The following is an 18,844-nucleotide window of genomic DNA, read 5'->3' on the forward strand; positions in this document are numbered from 1 at the left end:
CTCTCGCCGGTGCCGCGAGAGCTGCGTGCCGGAGCGGGGTTTTTGATAGCTACCTCGGAGGAGCCGTTATTCGGTACTGCAGTAGACATTTCTGCTTTCCGCTCCTTACTTGTTAACGATCGCGCGCGCGATCGAGTTGACGATGAAGGTCAGCAGGAACAGCACCAGGCCGGCTGCGATGTAGGCACCTGCGGAGACCGGGTTGCTGAACTCCGCGGCAGCGTTGGCGATCGCGGTGGCGAAGGTGGTGCCGCCGTCGAACAGGGAGCCGCGGAAGTCGTTCGCCGGTGCCACGGCCATGTACAGTGCCATGGTTTCACCCAGTGCGCGACCCAGGCCCAGCATGGAACCGGCGATGAAGCCGGACATGCCGAACGGGATCACGGTCATGCGGATAACTTCCCAGCGGGTGGCGCCGAGCGCCAGTGCAGACTCGATCTGGCCGGGAGGGGTCTGCACGAAGATCTCGCGGGCGGTTGCGGCGATGATCGGCAGAATCATGATGGCCAGGACGATGCCACCGGTCATCATGTTGCGGGCCGTGGAGAACGGCGGGGAGTTTTGGTAGGTGGCGAACAGGAAGAAGTCGCCGCCCCAGCTGTTGACCCACTTGTAAAAGTCGCCCAGCAGCGGACCGAGCACCTGCGCGCCCCACAGGCCGTAGACGATCGACGGCACGGCGGCGAGCATGTCCACCAGGGTGCCCAGCGGGCGAACCAGCTTCTCCGGACAGTAGTTGGACAAAAACAGCGCCACGCCGAGCGCAATCGGCATCGCGATGATCAGCGCGATGAGGGAGATGGTCACCGTGGAGAGGAACATGTTCGGAATGCCGAACTTCATCGCCTCCAGGTTCGCCGTCTGCCACTGGCCGCCGTAGGTGAGGAAGCCCAGCACGCCACGGTCGTTACGCATCAGGGGCGGGAGGGCCTGGATGAGCAGGAAGATGCCGATCGCCGCGACCAGCACAGTGATTAGGGTTGCGGAGATGGTGGAGAGGAACTCGAAGACGCGGTCGCCGGGGCGCTTCACGCCGGCACCTTTGCCGGATTCGCCCGTCAGGGGAGCCTTTTCCTCGTGCTCCTTGGTCAGAGTGGTGCCCGTGGAGTTCTGGTTTACAGGATCAGTGGTGTTCGCGGGCCCTGCACCGCGGTCGAGGTGATCGTTAGCAGCCATTTGCTCGAATCCTTCGAAGATGAATCATTGTGGACGGCGGAAATTGGGGCTCACGCTCCGCGTCTCCGCATAGAGAGACCCCCCGAGATCGCAATCTGAGGGGGTCTATCTGCCTACCGCGGCGTTAAAGACCGCGGAGGCCGGTTTGCCAGCGTTTACTTGATGGCGTTGATAGCCTCACGCAGACGCTCAGCGTGTGCACCCTTGACCGGGATGAAGCCCTCGGAAGCGAGCTCCTCATCCTGGCTGTCCAGTGCGACGTTCAGGAAGTCCTTGACCATCTTGGAGGTGGACTCGTCGTAGCCTGCGGAGCAGACGATCTCGTAGGTGGTCAGGACCAGCGGGTAGGCGCCAGCGACGTCGGTCTTGAACAGCTTGTCGGCGTCGACGACCATGTTGTGGCCCTCGGTCTTGAACTCAAGGTTGTCCAGGGTCTTCTCAACAGCCTCGTCGGTCAGCTCGACCGGGCCGCCACCGAAGTCGATGTTGGCCTTCTTGTCAGCGAAGCCAGCCTCAACGTAGGTGATTGCACCCTCGGTTGCGTTGACCTCCTGTGCCACACCGGAGGAGCCGTTGGCGCCGGTGCCCACAGCGTTCGGGAATGCCTTGCCGGTGGACTCCCACTTGCCGTCGGAAGCGGCAGCCAGGAACTTCTGGAAGTTGTCGGAGGTGCCGGACTCGTCGGAGCGGTAGAAGACGTTGATCGGAGCGTCCGGAAGCTCAACGCCCTCGTTGTTCTCTGCGATCTTCGGGTCGTTCCAGGTGGTGATGACGCCCTGGAAGATCTCGACGATGTTGTCGATGGACAGGTTCAGCTCGTCCACGCCCTCGAGGTTGTAGGCGATGGCGACCGGGCCGACGACGAACGGCAGGTGCCAAGCCTCGTTGCCGCCGCAGCGCTCTGCAGCAGCCTCAACCTGGTCGTCCTTCAGCGGGGAGTCGGAGCCAGCGAAGACAGCCTGGTTGGCGATGAAGTTCTTCTGGCCGGAGCCGGAGCCGGACGGAGTGTAGGCCAGCTGAGCACCCGGAACCTCGGATGCGTAGACGGACGCGAAGTAGTCCATCGCGTTCTGCTGGGAGGAAGCGCCCTCAGCAACGAGGGTGCCTTCCTGGCCGGACAGCTCGTAGTCGCCGGACTTCGCGTCGCCGTCCTTGCCGTCCTTGTCGTCGGAGGAAACAGCCTCGGTTGCGGACTCAACAGCCTCGGTAGCTGCGTTGTCCTCGGAGTCGCCGCAAGCGACGAGGGAAGCGGAAGAGAGGGCAACGACGCCAGCGATTGCGGCGGTGCGCTTGAAGTTACGGATCACGGGATACCTTTCCGGTGCTAACGGGTCAGTTTCGAGTGTCGGAGCAACTGTCCGAATACTCACAAGTGAAAACCTACGGAACCCTGGTTAATGGCCGGTAGCCAGTTAAGTGAATAACTGGTGAACTCCCGTCCATCACACTGTTTTCGCAGGTTAAGGCCAGGCTACTTGTACACGACGTGACTTTCATCAACTTTGAATCCGAGCTGCAAATACCGCTTCACGGCCGGACCATTATCCGCCTCAACATAGAGGATGACCTGCGGTGATCCCTCTACAACAAGGTGGTTCAACCCCATCTGCATCAGTGGTCCCCCCATTCCCTCCCCCCGATGCCGCGAGGCAATCCCAACCACATACACCTCACCCGTCCCATCCGGGTGCCGTTTGGTCCAGTGGAACCCAGCCAACTGTTCGCCTTCATACAGCAATTGCACACCTGCAGGATCGAACCAGTCGGCTTCCATCGCGCGGTGTAACCGCTCCAGGTCCCAGCCACCTTGCTCAGGGTGCCAGGAGAACGCGTCGTTGTTTACTTCGAGCCACTGCTTCTCGACGGCGTCCCGTCCCCAACGCTCCACCGCACCTACGTAGTCCAGTGCTTCGAACCCACCCGGCAGCTCAGGCCCGCCGCTAGGGATGTCGTCGGCGGAAATCCCCATCACCAGCAGTTCTCGAGACACGCTGAGTCCCAGTTTCGCCGCGAGCGCCTTCGCCCCCGCAAGGTTGCCGTGCGCCCACAGGCCAGCATCGGGGCTTTCCGCACGGACTTTGCGCGCCAACGCCTCGCCGATCCCCTTGCGGCGGAAGTCAGGGTGCACGACCAGCTCCGCGGAGCCGTCCTCCGCCAGCCCCGCGCAGGCCACCACGTCGCCGCCGTCTTCGACCAGGAAGTGGGTGTGGCGCACGCGCTCGTCGTCAAGCCCCTGCACAAAGCTTTCAGAAAAGGCGGCGATGCCATCGGCGTCTTCGGCGGCCTCAAGCAAGGGTCGCACGCGGTCGCCGGGCAGGTGGGCGCTTAGGATATCTGCAGTCATGGCTCCCAAGGCTACGTGCGGGAAGGAGGGCGCGGTGAAGAAAGCAGCCGTGATTGCGGTAGCGCTCGTCGCAGCCCTCGGGCTCGCGGACACCGCGCTGGCCTCGCATGTGGAGCACGGTCTCGCGCGCGAGGGCGTGGAGACGGAGGTCAGCGCCGTGCCGTTTGCGTGGTCGGGCGTCACCGGCCGCGTCCCCCGCGTCACCGTGAAACGCACCGACGCGGACATTCCCGGCCCCGGGGTGGGCACCGTGAGTGTGGAGATGTTCAATCTGAAGCTGGACAACCCTGCGGATGCGCTGCGCGGCGAGGTCGTCGGCGCAGATGCCCGCCTGGTGCGCCGCCGCATCCGCCTGGATGGCGTCGGCTTCGGCGAGCTGCTGGGCATCACCGATCTGGACATGGCCAACCCCTACGACATCTCCCCCGCCGGCGGCGTGGCCAGCGAGGCGCGCCTGACCGGCACTGTGCCCGGCGCGCGGGAGCCCGCAACGGTGGTGGTGACGCTGCGGCTTGTCGACGGCACGTTCCACATGCGCCCCAGCCAACTCATCGATGTCGCAGCTGGCGAAGAACAAACCGTGCTGGACGGGTTCACCTTCGACCTAGACACCCGCGAGCTGCCCCTGGGCGGGCCCGCGGACTTGGTGCAGCTGCGCGGCGGTTCGTTTGAACTATCCCGCGACCGCGTAAACACCGTGGTGGAACCTGCGGATCTGGAGCCGCTGGCGGGAGCGTCTACGCTGGGAAAGCATGACTGAACAGAACAACACCCCAGAACAAGTCCAAGACAACAAGCTCAACGGCAACGACGCTGTGAACCTCGCGGCGGAGCAGTCCAAAAACACCGCCCACCGCAACATCCCGGAGCTGGGTTTTGAGGACATGCCGCTCGAGGCGGACACCGCGAACCTGCGTTACGGCCCCTCGCTCCACGACGGCCTGTTGGCCCTGCTGCCGCTCGTCGGCGTGTGGTCCGGTTCCGGCCAGGCCAACGACCCTTCCGACCCGGAGGGCGAGGAGTACGCCTTTGGCCAGCAGCTCATTGTTTCCCACGACGGCGAGAATTACCTGCGTTTCGAGTCCCGCATCTGGCGCTTGGACTCCGAGGGCAACGCCACCGGCGCGGACCAGCGCGAGGTGGGTTTTTGGCGCATCTCGCTTAAGGACGAGATTGAGGTGACGTTGACCAATTCCCGCGGCCTGGTGGAGATCATGTACGGCGGGCTGGTCAACGAGCGCGCATGGCAGCTCACTAGCGCCTCCACCATCGCCACGGAGACCGGCCCGGCGGCCCACGGCCCAGGCAAGCGCCTCTACGGCCTGATGCCCAACAACAACCTGGGCTGGGTGGACGAGCGCGTCGTCGACGGCGAGTCGGTGCCCTACATGTCCGCCGAGCTGAAGCGGGTGGCGGGCTAGCCTATCGCGCCTTCGATGAGCTGCCTGATCTCCGACGCGTTGTCGGGGGCGGGCAGCTTTTCGCCGTCGAGGCGCTTCACGCGCGCGGCGATGCGGGTGGAGCTGACCAGCCAGACCGACTCTGCCTTGTATAGCTCGTTGAGGTAAATGTCTTTGGTCTTGCACTTCCAGCCCAGCTTTTCCGCGTGCTCAAAAACGGCGGCCTGAGTGGTGCCGGCCATCACACCCGCCCCGGGGGCTGGTGTGCGCAGGCGGCCGCCCTTTTTCACCATGAGCACGCTCGAAGTCGCCCCCTCAAGCACGCGCCCGGTCTCCGGGTCGACGTAGATGATGTCGTCCGCGCCCTGCTCGTCCGCCCAGCGCAGCGCGGCCATGGTCAGCGCGTAGTTGAGCGTTTTCGCGCCGTCGCGCATCCACGGCACATCGAGATCGATGGCGTAGCCGCGCGGGGTGGTCAGCACATTCACCCCGCGTTCGCGCTGGCGCAGCACCTTTTTCGGCAGCGGCCGCACGGTGATCCACGCGGTGGGCACCCCGGTGGTTTCGCGGCCGCGGGTCATGGTCCAGGTGCACTTGGCCTCGATGTCCGGGGCGTCCCCGCGCTCGCGGCAGTTGTCCGCCACGGCTTCCTCGGTCGCGCGAATCCAGTGCTCCCGGCCCGGCTCAGGCAGGCCCAAAAGTTCCGCGGAGCGCGCGAAGCGTTGCAGGTGCTTGTCCAGGTTCTGCGGTTTGCCCCCACGCACCAGGATGGACTCGAAGATGCCGTCGCCGCGCGTGACGGCCGCGTCGTCCCAGAACACGTGCGGCATGTTCGGGTTCTGGCGCCGCACCGAGCCGCCGAACGGCTCCACAAGGTAGATCACGGGCGCTGGCGTTAGCTGGGGAAAAACCATAGTGCCCCCTATGATAGGCGTCCATGGGTTACGCAACGGAGCTTTTGACACGTCCCGGCGCACAGGAGCTGCGCGGGCCTTCGCTTCTCGACGCCAAGGGTGTCCCCTGGCACTACGGCAACCCCCTCGTGGAGCAGCGTATTACCGAGCCGACGCTGGTGGACCGCTCCCACCGCGCCGTCGTTGCCGTCTCCGGGCCGGACGCGCCGGCGTTTTTGAACAACCTGCTGTCGCAGAAGTTGGACGATGTGGCCGACGGCTTCGCCGCCTCCGCCCTGGACTTGGACGCGCAGGGGCGGATCCTGCACCACGCGGACGTGGCAGTGGCAGACGGTGTCTACTACTTCGACCTGCCCTCCTACGAGCGCGAATCCTTCGTGGACTTCCTGCGCAAGATGGTGTTCTGGTCCGAGGTGACCATTGAGGAACCGGACCTGGGCGTGCTGACCATCCTGGGGCCGGTGGCGGAGCCGGACCTGGGCCAAGTGGTCACCCGCCGCCTCGACGGCTGGGGCGGGATCGGCCGTACCGACATCGCGGTGCCGAAGCAGCAGATTGGCCAGGTCGCCGACCAGTTCCCGCTCGCGGGCCTGATGGCGTTTACCGCCTACCGCGTTGCCGCAGGCGAGCCGGAAACGCGCGCGGACCTAGACGAAAAGTCCATCCCGCACGAGGCCCCGAGCCTGATCAACCGCGGCGAGGCCATCCGCGCCGTGCACCTAGAAAAGGGGTGCTACCGCGGACAGGAAACCGTCGCCCGCGTGGAGAACCTGGGCCGCTCCCCGCGCCTGCTGGTCAAGCTGCAGCTGGACGGCTCCTCGCCGAACGAGCCCGAAATCGGCGCGGAGATCACCGCCGGTGGGCGCAAGGTGGGCAGGCTCGGCACCGTGGTGCACGATGCCGACGAGGGACCGGTCGCGCTCGCGCTGGTGAAGCGTTCTGCGTTGCAGGCCCCGCTGGACATCGACGGCACGGCGGCGTCGGTGGACCAGTCGTCGTTGCCGGAGGATGAGGGTGAGCATGCGGGGCGCCGTGCCGTCGATAGGCTCAGGCGCGGACCTGAGAGCCAGCTATAAGTGCTGTTCAGCCCCCCGAAGCGCATTTTTCCTGAGAGCAGGCTATAGTGTCCTACAGGAAAATATCGTAAATAAGTATGAGGCCGCCTCTTAAGAAGGCCGCCCAAGAACCACCTCAAGGGGGTCACGCCATGGGCCGCGGACGCGCAAAAGCCAAGCAGACCAAGGTTGCTCGCCAGCTGAAGTACAACACTCCTGAAATGGACCTGGATTCCCTGCAGCGAGAGCTTGTAGGCCAGGCCCCGCGACGCAGCTGGGACGACGACGAGGCTGAGGTGGACGACCAGTACGCGGAGTACGCGGACTGGGACGACGAGGACGACGACCGCTAACGTCCACAGCCTCGACGTAAAAGCACCCCTCGCGGGGTGCTTTTCCTTTTGCCTAGTACTGCGGGTGCGAGCCGGTGAGCACGGCCCGGGCAGTGTCGCCCTCGTCCGCGGCACGGACCTCGCCTAGGTCCCACGCGTCGATGTGGCGCGCGGCCAGGATCGCCAGGGCGCGGTCCCGGTCCTCCGGGCTGACCACGGCGACCATGCCGACGCCCATGTTGAACGTCTTTTCCATCTCCTCGTCCGGCACCTGGCCGACTGATTTGATGGTGCGGAAGATCGGGCCCGGAGTCCAGGTGGTGCGGCGCATGTCCGCCACCAGGCCCTCGGGGATGATGCGCTCCATGTTGCCGGCCAGGCCGCCGCCGGTGACGTGGCAGAAGGTGCGTACGTCGCACTCCGCGGCCAGTGCCAGGCAGTCCAGGGCGTAGATGCGGGTCGGCTCCAAAAGCTCCTCGCCGAGGGTGCGGTCCAGCTCCTCTATCTCCGCGTCCAGCGGCAGCCCGGCGCGCTCCAGCAGCACGTGGCGGGCCAGGGAGTAGCCGTTGGAGTGCAGGCCGGAGGACGCCATCGCGATGATGGCGTCGCCCTCGCGGACCTTGTCCGGGCCGAGCAGCTCGGAAGCCTCGACGACGCCGACGGCGGTGGCGGAGACGTCGTACTCGTCCGGGTCCATCACGCCCGGGTGCTCAGCGGTCTCGCCGCCGAGCAGGGCGCAGCCGGCCTGGACGCAGCCCTCGGCGATGCCGGAGACGATCTCGGCGACCTTCTCGGGCACGACCTTGCCGATGGCGATGTAGTCCTGCAGAAACAGCGGCTCGGCGCCGCAGACGACCAGGTCGTCCACACACATGGCCACCAGGTCGATGCCGATGGTGTCGTGCTTGTCCATCGCCTGCGCCACAGCGAGCTTTGTGCCCACGCCGTCAGAGCCTGCCGCCAGCAGCGGCTCTTTGTACTTGCCCAGCGCGAACAGGCCGGCGAACCCGCCCAGGCCACCGCGGACCTCCGGGCGGGTGGCGCGCTTGGCGTGCGGGGCGAAAAGCTCCACGGCCTTGTCGCCGGCCTCGATGGACACGCCGGCGGCTTCGTAGGACACGGGTTGCTGTTCAGTACTCATTTAGGCTTCTGCACCTTTCTGGATGCGTCGGACAAGGTCGGCGTTGGGGTTGCCCTCCGGCAGACCCAGCGGGTAGTGGCCTGTGAAGCAGGCCGCGCAGAGGTTTTCCTTGGGCTGGTTCGAGGCGGCGATCATGTCGTCGATAGGCACGAATGCTAGTGAATCCGCCCCCACCATCGTGCGGATGGACTCGGCGATCGCCTCCTCCGAATCCGTGCGGCCGTGGTTGGCAATCAGCTCGCCGGGGCTGGCGAAGTCGATGCCGTAGAAGCACGGCCACTTTACCGGCGGCGAGGCGATGCGCACGTGCACCTCCGCCGCGCCCGCCTCCCGCAGCATGCGGATGAGTTTGCGTTGCGTGTTGCCGCGCACGATGGAATCGTCCACCACCACGAGCTTTTTGCCCTCGATGACTTCGCGCACCGGGTTGAGCTTCAAGCGCAGACCCAGCTGGCGCAGGGTGTCGGAGGGCTGGATGAACGTGCGGCCCACATAAGCGTTTTTCATCATGCCCTGTTTGAACGGGATGCCGGATGCCTCCGCGTAGCCGATCGCCGCAGGGGTGCCGGATTCCGGCACGGGCATGACCAGGTCCGCCTCCACGGGGCTGACCTTGGACAGGCGGCGGCCGATCTCGATGCGGGACGCGTTGACGGACTGGCCGTCGATGACGGAATCGGGGCGCGCCACGTAGACGTACTCGAACACGCAGTGCGCCTTCGGCGTCTCGGCGAAGCGCTCGGAGTGCACGCCGGTCTCGTCGATGGCGACCATCTCGCCCGGCTCAATGTCGCGGACGAAGGAGGCGCCGACGATGTCCAACGCGCAGGTCTCGGAGGCAACCACCCAGCCGCCGTCGAGGCGGCCCAGCGACAGCGGTCGGACGCCGTGCGGGTCGCGCGCGGCGTAAAGCGTGTGGCCGTCTGTGACCATGAAACAGAATGCACCCTTGACGCGGGGCAGGAGTTCACGTGCGGCGTCGAGAAGCGTCTTGCCCTCGGTGACCAGATCGGCCAGCAACGCCGAAACCACCGCGGTGTCCGAGGACGAGCCCTGGCCATTTACCCCGGTAGGAGAAATGAGCTTCTTCTCAATCGCCTCGTTCTGCAGCTCCAGGTAGTTGACCAAGTTGCCGTTGTGCGCCAGCGCGATGTCCGTGCCGTTGGGCGAGGTGCGGAACATCGGCTGGACGTTCTCCCACGAGTTGCCCCCGGCCGTGGAGTAGCGGGTGTGGCCGATGGCCACGTCGCCCTGCAGTGCTTCCAGCGCGGGTTCGTCGAAGACCTGGCTGACCAGACCGGTGTCCTTGAACACCACCAGCTTGTCCGGGTCTCCCACCGCGATGCCGGCGCCTTCCTGGCCGCGGTGCTGCAACGCGAACAAGCCGAAGTAGCTCAGCTTGGCCACGTCCTCGCCCGGCGCCCAGACGCCGAACACGCCGCACTCGTCGCGCGGGGTGTCGCTGTCGATATCGAAGTCCTGACTTGGTTTAGGGCTCTCCGTAAACACGCCCCTCACTGTATCCGAGTCCGCCTAGCGCAGCGCAATCACGGGAAGGCCAGCGGCGATCTCTGCGGCGCGGGAACCGGAGGCGTCGATAGTCCCCCGCTCGAGCTCCTCGCCGAAGGTGGCCAGCCCAGTAGCCAGCCGCAGCCACGTCTCCGGTTTCATCTCCACCACGTTCGGCGGGGTGCCGCGCGTGTGCCGCGGCCCCTCGACGCACTGCACCGCCACAAACGGAGGCACGCGCAGCTCCACCGAGTGCCCCGGGAGCTCCTCGGCAAGGGTGCGCGCGGTGCGTCGGCAAGCATTCGCAATCTCGCTTCTCGACGGCTCCGCCTCGCCACCTTCCAACCACCCAGCCACCTGCTGGATCGCCTCACGTGTCAGCGCCGGGTCTTGTTTCTGCACCATGACACACCATATTAAGGTGGCCCCATGCCGAATACCCGCGTCGCCGCCGAGCGCTCCCCGTCCGTGACCCTGCGATTCATGGCCTCCCCCACCGACGTGCTGCACCACGGCGCCCAAGGTGTCTCCGGCGGCCGCGTGCTGGAGTGGATCGATAAAGCCGCCTACGCCTGCGCCGCACAGTGGTCAGCCACTTACTGCGTCACCGCATACGTGGGGCACATCCACTTCACCCGCCCGATCCCCTCGGGCCACATCGTGGAGGTGCGCTCCCGCATCGCCATGACCGGGCGATCATCCATGCACATTGTCAACGAGGTGCTCTCCGCCGACCCCCGCGAGGGCGTGTTCACCCGAGCCTGCGACTGCCTCGTGGTCTTCGTGGCCAAGGACCCCGGCACCGGCAAGTCCATGGCAGTGCCCACTTTCGTGCCCACCAACGACGAGGAGCGCCGCGTCGCCGATGCCGCGAAGTCCCGCATCGGGCTGCGCCAGGCCATCGAGTCGGAGATGGAGGCGCAGACCTACACCGACGACTCCACCGCCCCGCGCATCGTGCACCGCTTCATGGCCAAACCCACCGACGTGAACTGGGGCGGCAACGTCCACGGCGGCACCGCCATGGAATGGATCGACGAGGCCGGCCTGGCCTGCACCATGGAGTGGTCCGGCGAGCGCACCGTGGCGGTCTACGCCGGCGGCATCCGCTTCTACCACCCCGTGCACATCGGCGACCTGATCGAGGTGGATGCACGCATAACCCGCACCGACTCGCGCTCCATCCACACCTCGGTGCACCTGCGCGCCGGCGACCCGCGCGGCGGGCGCGAAAACCTGAAGGACGCCATCCACGCCACGTTCACCTACATCGGCATCGACATCGACGGCAACCCCCTGCCGGCGCGCCACTTCACGCCGGTGACCGAGGAGGACAAGCGGCTGTGGGAGCACACGCAGACGCTCAAGGATCTGCGCGGGCAGTACGAGCCGGTACCGCTGGTCAAGCCGCTGCCGCCGGCGCAGCGCACGTCCTAAGTTTTCCGCACCCGTATAAGCGTTTGGGGAATGTGGCAAATAATTGCCACATTCCCCAAACGCGTTATTGGTGGTCGCGCTGAACCGTTAGACCGCCGCGTTCGGCGCCGTTGCGGCCGCGAAGTGCGACGGCATGGTCGCAGCCCACGCACCGGCGAGCTCCAGCATCTGGACCTCCTCGCCAGCGACGCGCAGCACGCCGTCGTTGGTGGTCTCGCCCAGCACCGCAGCCGGTATGCCCGCCGACGTCGCGCGCTCCACGGCGGCCTCTGCACGGTCGCTGGTCACGGCGACCAGGACGCGGGAGGCGGACTCGGAGAACAGCGCGGTGAACGCGTCCGCGTGCACGCCCTCCAGGTTCAGCTTCGCGCCCTTGTCGGAGCCGAGCAGCAGCTCGAACACCGCCTGCGACAGGCCGCCCTCGGACAGGTCGTGCGCGGCCGCGATGCCGGCGGCGTTGCCGGCGAAGAACTCCGCCAGGCGCGCCTCGTTGGCCAGGTCCACCTGCGGCGGCAGGCCGGCCAGGCCCGCGCCGGAGATGTCCTGCCACACGGAGCCGCCGAACTCGTCCTTGGTCTCGCCCAGCAGAATCAGGGTGTACTGCTCGTCCGCGGACGGCAGCGCGTGCGGGATGGCCTTCTCCACGTCCTCCATCACGCCGAGCACGCCGACCACGGGGGTGGGCAGGATCGGCGTCTCGCCGGTCTGGTTGTAGAAGGACACGTTGCCGCCGGAGACTGGGATGGCCAGCTCAGCGGAGCCGTCGGCAAGCCCGTGCACCGCCTCGCGGAACTGCCACATCACATCGGGGTTCTCCGGGGAGCCGAAGTTGAGGCAGTTGGTCACCGCAACCGGTGTGGCGCCGGTGACCGCGACGTTGCGGTACGCCTCCGCCAGCGCGAGGCGCGCGCCCATGTTCGGGTCGAGGTAGGTGTAGCGGCCGGACGCATCAGCGGAGACGGCAACGCCGCGGTTGGTTTCCTCGTTGATGCGCAGCACGCCCGAGTTGGCGTACTTGGCCTGCACGGTGTTGCCGCGCACGTAGCGGTCGTACTGCTCCGTGATGAAGTCGCGCGAGCACAGCGCGGGCGATGCGACCATCTTCAGCCATGCGTCCTTGATGTCGCTTTGCTTCTCGACGTCACCCCCGCCCTGCACACCGTCCTGCCAATCCGGGCGCGCGTAGGGGCGCTCGTAGACCGGCCCCTCGTCGATGGTTGACGGCGGGGCGTCCACCACGAGTTCGCCGTTGTGGAACACCTGGAGGCGATCCTCGTCAGAGGTGACCTCGCCGATGACGGACGCGAGCACGTCCCACTTGGCGCAGATCTCCATGAACTTATCGACGTCCTCCGGCGCCACAACCGCACACATGCGCTCCTGCGACTCGGAGGCGAGAATCTCCGCGGCGGACATGTTCTCCGCGCGCAGCGGGACATTGTCCAGGTTGACCGTCATGCCGCCGTCGCCGGACGCCGCGAGCTCGGAGGTGGCGCAGGACAGGCCGCCACCGCCCAGGTCCTGGATGCCCTCGACCACGCCGGCGGCGTAGAGCTCGAGGCAGCACTCGATGAGGACCTTCTCCGCGAACGGGTCGCCCACCTGCACGGCCGGCAGCTTGCGCTCCTCGCCCTCCTCGAAGGTGGCGGAGCCCAGCACGGACACGCCTCCGATACCGTCGAGGCCGGTGCGGGAGCCGAACAGGATGACCTTGTTGCCGGTGCCGGAGGCGAACGCCAGGTGGAGGTCATCCACCTTCAGCGTGCCCACGCACAGCGCGTTGACCAGCGGGTTTCCTGCGTACGCCGGGTCGAAGACGGTCTCGCCGCCGATGTTGGGCAGGCCCAGGCAATTGCCGTAGCCGCCGATGCCGTGGACCACGCCCGGCAGGACACGCTTGGTGTCGTCGGCGTCGATGGCGCCGAAGCGCAACTGGTCCATCACGGCAATCGGGCGGGCGCCCATGGCCATGATGTCGCGGACGATGCCGCCGACACCGGTGGCCGCACCCTGGTACGGCTCCACGAAGGAGGGGTGGTTGTGGCTTTCCACGCGGAAGGTCACCGCGTCGCCGCCGCCGATGTCCACCACGCCGGCGTTCTCGCCAATGCCGGCGAGGATCTTCGAGGCCATCTCCTCGGTCATGGTCTGGCCGAAGTAGCGCAGGTGCGTCTTAGAGGACTTGTAGGAGCAGTGCTCGGACCACATGACGGAGTACAGCGTCAGCTCCGCGTCGGTAGGCCTGCGGCCCAGAATCGCCTTGATCTTGGCGTACTCGTCGTCCTTCAGCCCCAGCTCGGCATACGGCTGCTCAAGCTCCGGGGTGTCGAAGGCGTTGTCGACGGTGTCGTTGTGCACAGTCATTTCTTCTCTACGCTCCGATCTTCGAAATCGCGTCGATGGCGGAAATGAACAAGCCGAGACCGTCCGTGGACGGGCCGGTCAGCGTCTCAATGGCGTGCTCCGGGTGCGGCATGAGGCCCACCACGCGGCCGGTCTCGTTGGTCACGCCAGCAATGCCGTTGATGGAACCGTTGAAGTTGTCCGAGTAGCGGAACACCACACGGCCCTCCTTCTCCAGCGCCTCAATGGTCTCCGGGGCGGCCTGGAACCGGCCCTCGCCGTGCTTGGCGGGGACGTAGATACGCTCGCCCAGCTGGCTGGTCCAAGCGGTTCCGGTGTTTTCCACCTCGAGGTAGGTGTCCACGCAGTGGAAATTCAGGCCCTGGTTGCGGGTCAGCGCGCCCGGCAGCAGGCCAGTCTCGGTGAGGATCTGGAAGCCGTTGCAAATGCCGAGCACCGGCATGCCCTTCTTCGCAGCCTCAACGACGGCGCCCATCATCGGCGCCTGCGCGGCGATCGCGCCGGAGCGCAGGTAATCGCCGTAGGAGAAGCCACCCGGGACAACAACCGCATCCACGCCGGTGAGGTCATTGTCCGCGTGCCACAGCTGGCGCGGCTCAGCACCGGCGAGGCGGACGGCGCGCAGCGCGTCAACGTCGTCAAGCGTGCCTGGAAAAGTAATGACTCCGATAGTTGCGCTCATCGCACAACCTCGAAGTCCTCGATAACGGTGTTAGTCAGCAGCGTTTCAGCCATGCGCTGCAGCTCGGCGTCGGAGACCGAATCATCCACCTCAATTTCAAAGCGCTTGCCCTGACGGACGTCGGTCACCCCCTCGACTCCGATCCGGCCCAGTGCGCGGAGCACCGCCTGACCCTGCGGATCAAGAATTTCGGCCTTGGGCATGACATTAACGACGACTCGTGCCATGAGAATCCTTCACGTTTCGGGAGGTTGATCGACCTTTGCGGTACGCGCGTCAGTATATCGGACGCCCCGACACGGCCCGAAACCCTAGCTGACCGGCAAAAAGTGAACGAATGGTGAATTCTTAGAAAATCCTGCCATCTCGCCGAGCGCAATCTGAGAAGGACAGTTAGTTTGTTCTTGCTATCAACCGTCTTTCTTGAGTTTCCCGAGAGGTTTCCATGTCCGCTTCCCGCAAGAGCCTCGGTGCCGCGTTCGCAATCGCGTTGGCCGCAGGCACCGTTTCAGTCGTCGCACCGACTGCATCCGCAGCCACCGACGGTTCCAATGTCGTCATCAACGAGGTATACGGCGGTGGCGGTAACTCGGGTGCCAAGTTCACCCACGACTTCGTCGAGCTGTACAACCCGACCGATGCTCCGATCGATTTGACTGGCTGGACTGTCACCCAACGATCGACCTCCGATACTGGCAATGGCTCCGCCACCCTTTCGGGGTCTATCCCGGCGAAGGGGTACTACCTCATCCAAGGCGCTAAGGGCAACGGAGGAACTGAGCCATTGCCGACTCCCGACGCAATCGGCAAAGGCCTAACCTTCGGCGGAAGCGGAGCAATTGCTCGCATTATCGACTCCAACAGCAACGTGGTCGATCTCGTTGGGTGGGGCGGTGCAAAGCCTTCTGAAGGCAGCCCCGCCGGGAAGACCAAGAACTCGGAGTCGGTGCAGCGCAAGGAGGTCGGCGTTGACTCCGACAACAACGCGAATGACTTCATCGTTGCTGAGCCGACACCGCAGAACTCGGGCAATGCTGGCGAGACTCCTGTTGACCCCACCCCGGAGGATCCGACAGATCCAACGCCTCAGCCTGAGCAGCCGCAACCGGGTGAGATTACCCCAATCGCTGAGATCCAGGGCACCAGCGCTAAGTCTCCGCTGGAAGGTAAGACGGTGACCACCGAAGGCGTCGTCACGGCGGTGTACGACGAAGGTGGCAAGAACGGCTTCTTCCTCCAGACCGCAGGTACCGGTACTGCGAAGAACCCGGGCGACGCCTCCGACGGCATCTTCGTCTATATGGGCGGCAACCAGAACTTCCCGAAGACCGGCGATTCCGTCCAGGTCACCGGTAGCGTCAGCGAGTACTACAGCCAGACGCAGATCACGGTGTCGTCGTTAAGCACGCTCGACGAAGCGCTTGAACCTCCCAAGGCCATCGAAATCGACGCCCTTCCAGCTGGCGACGAGGCTCGCGAGCCCTATGAGGGCATGCTCGTGCGACCGAAGAGCTACACGGTGACCAACAATTACACGCTGAACACTCATGGCGACCTGGGGCTCGCTCCGGGCGATAAGGCGTTCCGCAACCCGACCGACGTGATCGTTCCCGACAAGGCCGAGGTTGCTGAGATGAATGCCCAGCAGGCGGCAGAGGTCGTGTACCTCGACGACGGCCGAACCCGCGATTACTTCAGGAAGGACAAGAACACCCCTCTGCCATACATTGTCACCTCCGACGGTGGCGTGAAGTCGATCCGAACCGGCGACCAGGTGACCTTCCAAACCGATGTTGTGGTGGATTACTCCTTCGACCAGTGGCGCTTCCAGCCGCTGCAGCCGATCACCGGCAAGAACACAGCGGAGGAACTGCCGATCACCTGGGAAGATTCCCGCGCAACGTCGTACAACGTGCCGGACACCGTTGAAGGTGACAACACCATCGGCTTCTTTAACGTGCTGAACTACTTCACCTCGTTGGGCAAGGACGAGTCCGGCTGCAAGTCATACAACGATATGAACGGTGATCCCGTTGCCACAAACCGGTGCAAGGTTCGCGGCGCCTACTCCCCGGAGGCCTTCCAAAACCAGCAGGCTAAAATCGTCACCGCGATTAACAAGCTCGACGCGCACGTGCTCGGCCTGTCCGAGATCGAAAACGGTGCCCGCGTCACCGGCGATGTTGCGCAGCGCGACAACGCATTGGCCAACCTGGTTAAAGAGCTAAATGAAGCCGCCGGCGAGAACAAGTGGGACTACGTGAAGTCTCCGAGCGAACTCGGTACCGCCGAAGATTTCATCCGCGTCGGCTTCATCTACCAGCCCGCACAGGTCGAGCCGGTCGGCGAGTCCCGCATCTTCGACGACCCGGCCTTCACCCGCATGGCACGCCAGCCGCTGGCGCAGGAGTTCAACACCGTCAACCGTGACGACGATGAAAACTTCGTCGCAGTAGTCAACCACTTCAAGTCCAAGGGCTCCGTGGTCAATGGCGACAAAGCCACCGGAGACGGTCAGGGCAACAATGCCAATGTCCGCGTTGCGCAGGCGCAGGCACTGCTCGACCACATGGACAAGCAGGACGACTGGCAGGAGCTGCCGACCTTCCTCGTCGGAGACTTCAACGCCTACACCATGGAAAACGCGTTGAACACCCTGCGTGGTAACGGCTACACGCTCGTCCACCACGAGAAGGATTTCCCCCAGGAGTCCTACCAGTTCAACGGCCAGCTCGGCTCCCTGGACCACGTCTTCGCCAACGAAGCTGCGATGACTCTCGTACAAGACTCGGCAGTGTGGAACATCAACGGCGACGAGTCAGTTGCGTTCGAGTACTCACGTCGCAACTACAACGCCCAAGACTTCTTCGGCGACGGCGACGACCCGTACTACGGCTACGGCAACCCGTTCCGTTCCTCCGACCACGATCCGGTCAAGGTTGGTTTCGGCACCAAGCTCGCTGAGAAGGATGCCGACAAGTTTGCTCCGGAGGCAAGCGAGGCCGTCACTGTCACCCAAGGCGATGCTCTACCAGATGCGAAGACCACGGTGAAGGACGCTGATCAGCTGCCGGAAGACACGAAGTTCGAGTGGACCAAGCCTGCGGACACCAACACTGTCGGCGACGACCAGGAGGGTGAGATCACCGTCACCTACCCGGACGAGTCCGTGGATCATGTGAAGGTCGTTGTGAACGTGAAGCCGAAGGCTGAAGAGGAGAAGCCACGCTACATCGTCAAGGCAGAAATCAACGACGCCGGTGAACTCGTCGTCACCTACGACAACGGTGACACTGAGAACCTCGGCGAGGTCAAGGGTGCCGACGGCCAGGACGGCGAGGACGGCGAACGGGGCCCGAAGGGCGACAAGGGTGACACCGGCGCCGCAGGCAAGGACGGCGCTGACGGCAAGAACGGCGTCGACGGCAAAGACGGCAAACAGGGCCCGAAGGGCGACAAGGGTGACACCGGCGCCGCAGGCAAGGACGGCGCTGACGGCAAGAACGGCGTCGACGGCAAAGACGGCAAACAGGGCCCGAAGGGCGACAAGGGCGACAAGGGCGACACCGGCGCCCCAGGCAAGAACGGCGCTGACGGCAAGAACGGCGTCGACGGCAAAGACGGCAAACAGGGCCCGAAGGGCGACAAGGGCGACAAGGGCGACACCGGCGCCCCAGGCAAGAACGGCGCTGACGGCAAGAACGGCGTCGACGGCAAAGACGGCAAACAGGGCCCGAAGGGCGACAAGGGCGACAAGGGCGACACCGGCGCCGCAGGCAAGAACGGCGTCGATGGCCAGGATGGCAAGGACGGCCGTGGCGTGAAGTCCTTCGAGGTCAACGACGAAGGCCACCTGATGGTCACCTACTCCGACGGCGAGACTGTGGACCTGGGCAAGGTCACCGGTGACGCAACCGACGGCAAGAACGGCGTCGACGGCCAGGACGGCAAGGACGGCGAGAACGGCCGTGGCATCGCGAACCTGGAGGTCAACGAGGACGGCGAGCTGATTGCCACCTACACCGACGGAGAGACCCAGAACCTGGGCCGCGTCGTGGGCGCTGACGGCACCGACGGTACTGACGGCAAGGATGGCCAAGACGGCAAGCCGGGCAAGGATGGCGAGAAGGGTGCCGATGGCGCCGACGCCCCGGCTGGCGAGGGTTCCAGTGCGAGCGACCGCTGCCTGCCGACGGTGGGCATCATGACGCTGCCGCTGTTGGCGCTGATCCCGCTCGGTCTGGCAGCCACCATGGACATTCCGGCGCTGGCTCCGGTGAAGGAACAGCTCAACAAGATTGGCGAGCAGCTGCCGGTCCCGATGGACAAGGCTGCCCCGATCGCTGGCGCAGCATTGGCCATTGCGGCGATTGCCACGCTGGCCACGCTGTGCTCCACCGAGGGCGGCTCCTCTAAGTAGCCCCCAAGCAAGGCCGCACGGCATTCAGCGATAGCCCCGTCCCGGAAATGTTTCCGGGGCGGGGCTCGCT

General features: G+C 65.2%; 16 protein-coding genes. 6 read left to right on the plus strand and 10 right to left on the minus strand.

The genetic code is table 11. The annotated features are described in order from the left end of the window. Positions 1-105: 105 nt before the first annotated feature. The 3 genes from pstC to mshD form a co-directional block, all read right to left on the minus strand. Positions 106-1,176, minus strand: a complete 1,071-nt coding sequence (gene pstC / locus CIHUM_RS09160; RefSeq protein WP_035000034.1) for a phosphate ABC transporter permease subunit PstC — start codon at positions 1,174-1,176, stop codon at positions 106-108. 155 nt (positions 1,177-1,331) lie between these two features. Then, a complete protein-coding gene (gene pstS / locus CIHUM_RS09165; RefSeq protein WP_035000035.1) occupies positions 1,332-2,483 on the minus strand; it encodes a phosphate ABC transporter substrate-binding protein PstS in 1,152 nt (383 codons plus the stop codon). 164 nt (positions 2,484-2,647) lie between these two features. Beyond that, positions 2,648-3,520, minus strand: coding sequence for a mycothiol synthase (gene mshD, locus CIHUM_RS09170; protein WP_035000036.1), 873 nt, complete (start codon positions 3,518-3,520; stop codon positions 2,648-2,650). On the opposite strand from mshD, the gene CIHUM_RS09175 reads away from it, so the two are divergent. Both CIHUM_RS09175 and CIHUM_RS09180 read left to right on the plus strand, forming a co-directional pair. Further along, positions 3,519-4,280 (plus strand): LmeA family phospholipid-binding protein, encoded by a 762-nt coding sequence (locus CIHUM_RS09175; RefSeq protein WP_051106504.1) that lies wholly within the window; start codon positions 3,519-3,521, stop codon positions 4,278-4,280. The two genes, mshD and CIHUM_RS09175, sit on opposite strands and share 2 nt — an antisense overlap. Next, positions 4,273-4,941, plus strand: coding sequence for a heme-binding beta-barrel domain-containing protein (locus CIHUM_RS09180; protein ID WP_035000038.1), 669 nt, complete (start codon positions 4,273-4,275; stop codon positions 4,939-4,941). Before CIHUM_RS09175 ends, CIHUM_RS09180 begins: the two co-directional genes overlap by 8 nt. Here CIHUM_RS09180 and CIHUM_RS09185 read toward each other — a convergent pair. Next, positions 4,938-5,834 carry an aminodeoxychorismate lyase gene (locus CIHUM_RS09185; protein WP_035000039.1) on the minus strand — a complete coding sequence of 299 codons (897 nt, stop codon included), beginning with the start codon at positions 5,832-5,834 and terminating at the stop codon, positions 4,938-4,940. The genes CIHUM_RS09180 and CIHUM_RS09185 overlap by 4 nt on opposite strands. Before the next feature lie 23 nt (positions 5,835-5,857). On the opposite strand from CIHUM_RS09185, the gene ygfZ reads away from it, so the two are divergent. Next, positions 5,858-6,910: a CAF17-like 4Fe-4S cluster assembly/insertion protein YgfZ gene (gene ygfZ, locus CIHUM_RS09190; protein ID WP_035000040.1), complete on the plus strand. Its 1,053-nt coding sequence runs from the start codon at positions 5,858-5,860 to the stop codon at positions 6,908-6,910. 131 nt (positions 6,911-7,041) lie between these two features. Beyond that, positions 7,042-7,242: a DUF3073 domain-containing protein gene (locus CIHUM_RS09195; protein WP_035000042.1), complete on the plus strand. Its 201-nt coding sequence runs from the start codon at positions 7,042-7,044 to the stop codon at positions 7,240-7,242. 52 nt (positions 7,243-7,294) lie between these two features. Here the strand turns inward: CIHUM_RS09195 and purM are convergent, their stop codons facing one another. The 3 genes from purM to CIHUM_RS09210 are packed head-to-tail and all read right to left on the minus strand — an operon-like array spanning position 7,295 to position 10,276. Beyond that, positions 7,295-8,362: a phosphoribosylformylglycinamidine cyclo-ligase gene (gene purM / locus CIHUM_RS09200; protein WP_035000043.1), complete on the minus strand. Its 1,068-nt coding sequence runs from the start codon at positions 8,360-8,362 to the stop codon at positions 7,295-7,297. Continuing rightward, a complete protein-coding gene (gene purF, locus CIHUM_RS09205; protein WP_051106505.1) occupies positions 8,363-9,871 on the minus strand; it encodes an amidophosphoribosyltransferase in 1,509 nt (502 codons plus the stop codon). It lies immediately after the preceding gene. 24 nt (positions 9,872-9,895) lie between these two features. After that, positions 9,896-10,276: a sterol carrier family protein gene (locus tag CIHUM_RS09210; RefSeq protein WP_035000044.1), complete on the minus strand. Its 381-nt coding sequence runs from the start codon at positions 10,274-10,276 to the stop codon at positions 9,896-9,898. 24 nt (positions 10,277-10,300) lie between these two features. Here CIHUM_RS09210 and CIHUM_RS09215 point away from each other — a divergent pair, with 24 nt between their 5' ends. Further along, positions 10,301-11,308, plus strand: a complete 1,008-nt coding sequence (locus CIHUM_RS09215) for an acyl-CoA thioesterase (RefSeq protein WP_035000046.1) — start codon at positions 10,301-10,303, stop codon at positions 11,306-11,308. A gap of 87 nt (positions 11,309-11,395) precedes the next feature. Here the strand turns inward: CIHUM_RS09215 and purL are convergent, their stop codons facing one another. The 3 genes from purL to purS are packed head-to-tail and all read right to left on the minus strand — an operon-like array spanning position 11,396 to position 14,581. Further along, positions 11,396-13,672, minus strand: coding sequence for a phosphoribosylformylglycinamidine synthase subunit PurL (gene purL / locus CIHUM_RS09220; RefSeq protein ID WP_035000047.1), 2,277 nt, complete (start codon positions 13,670-13,672; stop codon positions 11,396-11,398). 7 nt (positions 13,673-13,679) lie between these two features. Next, complete coding sequence (purQ, locus tag CIHUM_RS09225) at positions 13,680-14,354, minus strand: phosphoribosylformylglycinamidine synthase subunit PurQ (protein ID WP_035000048.1); 675 nt, start codon at positions 14,352-14,354, stop codon at positions 13,680-13,682. Next, on the minus strand, positions 14,351-14,581 hold the full coding sequence (gene purS, locus CIHUM_RS09230) for a phosphoribosylformylglycinamidine synthase subunit PurS (RefSeq protein ID WP_074432067.1): 231 nt from the start codon (positions 14,579-14,581) through the stop codon (positions 14,351-14,353). The genes purQ and purS overlap by 4 nt, the downstream gene beginning before the upstream one ends. Positions 14,582-14,799: 218 nt before the next feature. Between purS and CIHUM_RS09235 the strand changes: the two genes are divergently transcribed. Beyond that, positions 14,800-18,774, plus strand: coding sequence for an ExeM/NucH family extracellular endonuclease (locus CIHUM_RS09235; RefSeq protein WP_273680207.1), 3,975 nt, complete (start codon positions 14,800-14,802; stop codon positions 18,772-18,774). Positions 18,775-18,844: the final 70 nt, after the last annotated feature.

It is taken from the genome of Corynebacterium ihumii (assembly GCF_028609825.1).
In the GTDB taxonomy this organism is placed as follows: domain Bacteria; phylum Actinomycetota; class Actinomycetes; order Mycobacteriales; family Mycobacteriaceae; genus Corynebacterium; species Corynebacterium afermentans.

Excerpts from the sequence above, each read along its gene's own strand:
- pstC (WP_035000034.1), bottom strand. The coding sequence starts at position 1,176 with ATGGCTGCTAACGATCACCTCGACCGCGGTGCAGGGCCCGCGAACACC.
- purM (WP_035000043.1), bottom strand. The coding sequence starts at position 8,362 with ATGAGTACTGAACAGCAACCCGTGTCCTACGAAGCCGCCGGCGTGTCC.
- CIHUM_RS09185 (WP_035000039.1), bottom strand. The coding sequence starts at position 5,834 with ATGGTTTTTCCCCAGCTAACGCCAGCGCCCGTGATCTACCTTGTGGAG.
- purQ (WP_035000048.1), bottom strand. The coding sequence starts at position 14,354 with ATGAGCGCAACTATCGGAGTCATTACTTTTCCAGGCACGCTTGACGAC.
- CIHUM_RS09195 (WP_035000042.1), top strand. The coding sequence starts at position 7,042 with ATGGGCCGCGGACGCGCAAAAGCCAAGCAGACCAAGGTTGCTCGCCAG.
- mshD (WP_035000036.1), bottom strand. The coding sequence starts at position 3,520 with ATGACTGCAGATATCCTAAGCGCCCACCTGCCCGGCGACCGCGTGCGA.
- purS (WP_074432067.1), bottom strand. The coding sequence starts at position 14,581 with ATGGCACGAGTCGTCGTTAATGTCATGCCCAAGGCCGAAATTCTTGAT.
- CIHUM_RS09210 (WP_035000044.1), bottom strand. The coding sequence starts at position 10,276 with ATGGTGCAGAAACAAGACCCGGCGCTGACACGTGAGGCGATCCAGCAG.
- CIHUM_RS09180 (WP_035000038.1), top strand. The coding sequence starts at position 4,273 with ATGACTGAACAGAACAACACCCCAGAACAAGTCCAAGACAACAAGCTC.
- CIHUM_RS09215 (WP_035000046.1), top strand. The coding sequence starts at position 10,301 with ATGCCGAATACCCGCGTCGCCGCCGAGCGCTCCCCGTCCGTGACCCTG.
- ygfZ (WP_035000040.1), top strand. The coding sequence starts at position 5,858 with ATGGGTTACGCAACGGAGCTTTTGACACGTCCCGGCGCACAGGAGCTG.
- purL (WP_035000047.1), bottom strand. The coding sequence starts at position 13,672 with ATGACTGTGCACAACGACACCGTCGACAACGCCTTCGACACCCCGGAG.
- CIHUM_RS09175 (WP_051106504.1), top strand. The coding sequence starts at position 3,519 with ATGGCTCCCAAGGCTACGTGCGGGAAGGAGGGCGCGGTGAAGAAAGCA.
- CIHUM_RS09235 (WP_273680207.1), top strand. The coding sequence starts at position 14,800 with ATGTCCGCTTCCCGCAAGAGCCTCGGTGCCGCGTTCGCAATCGCGTTG.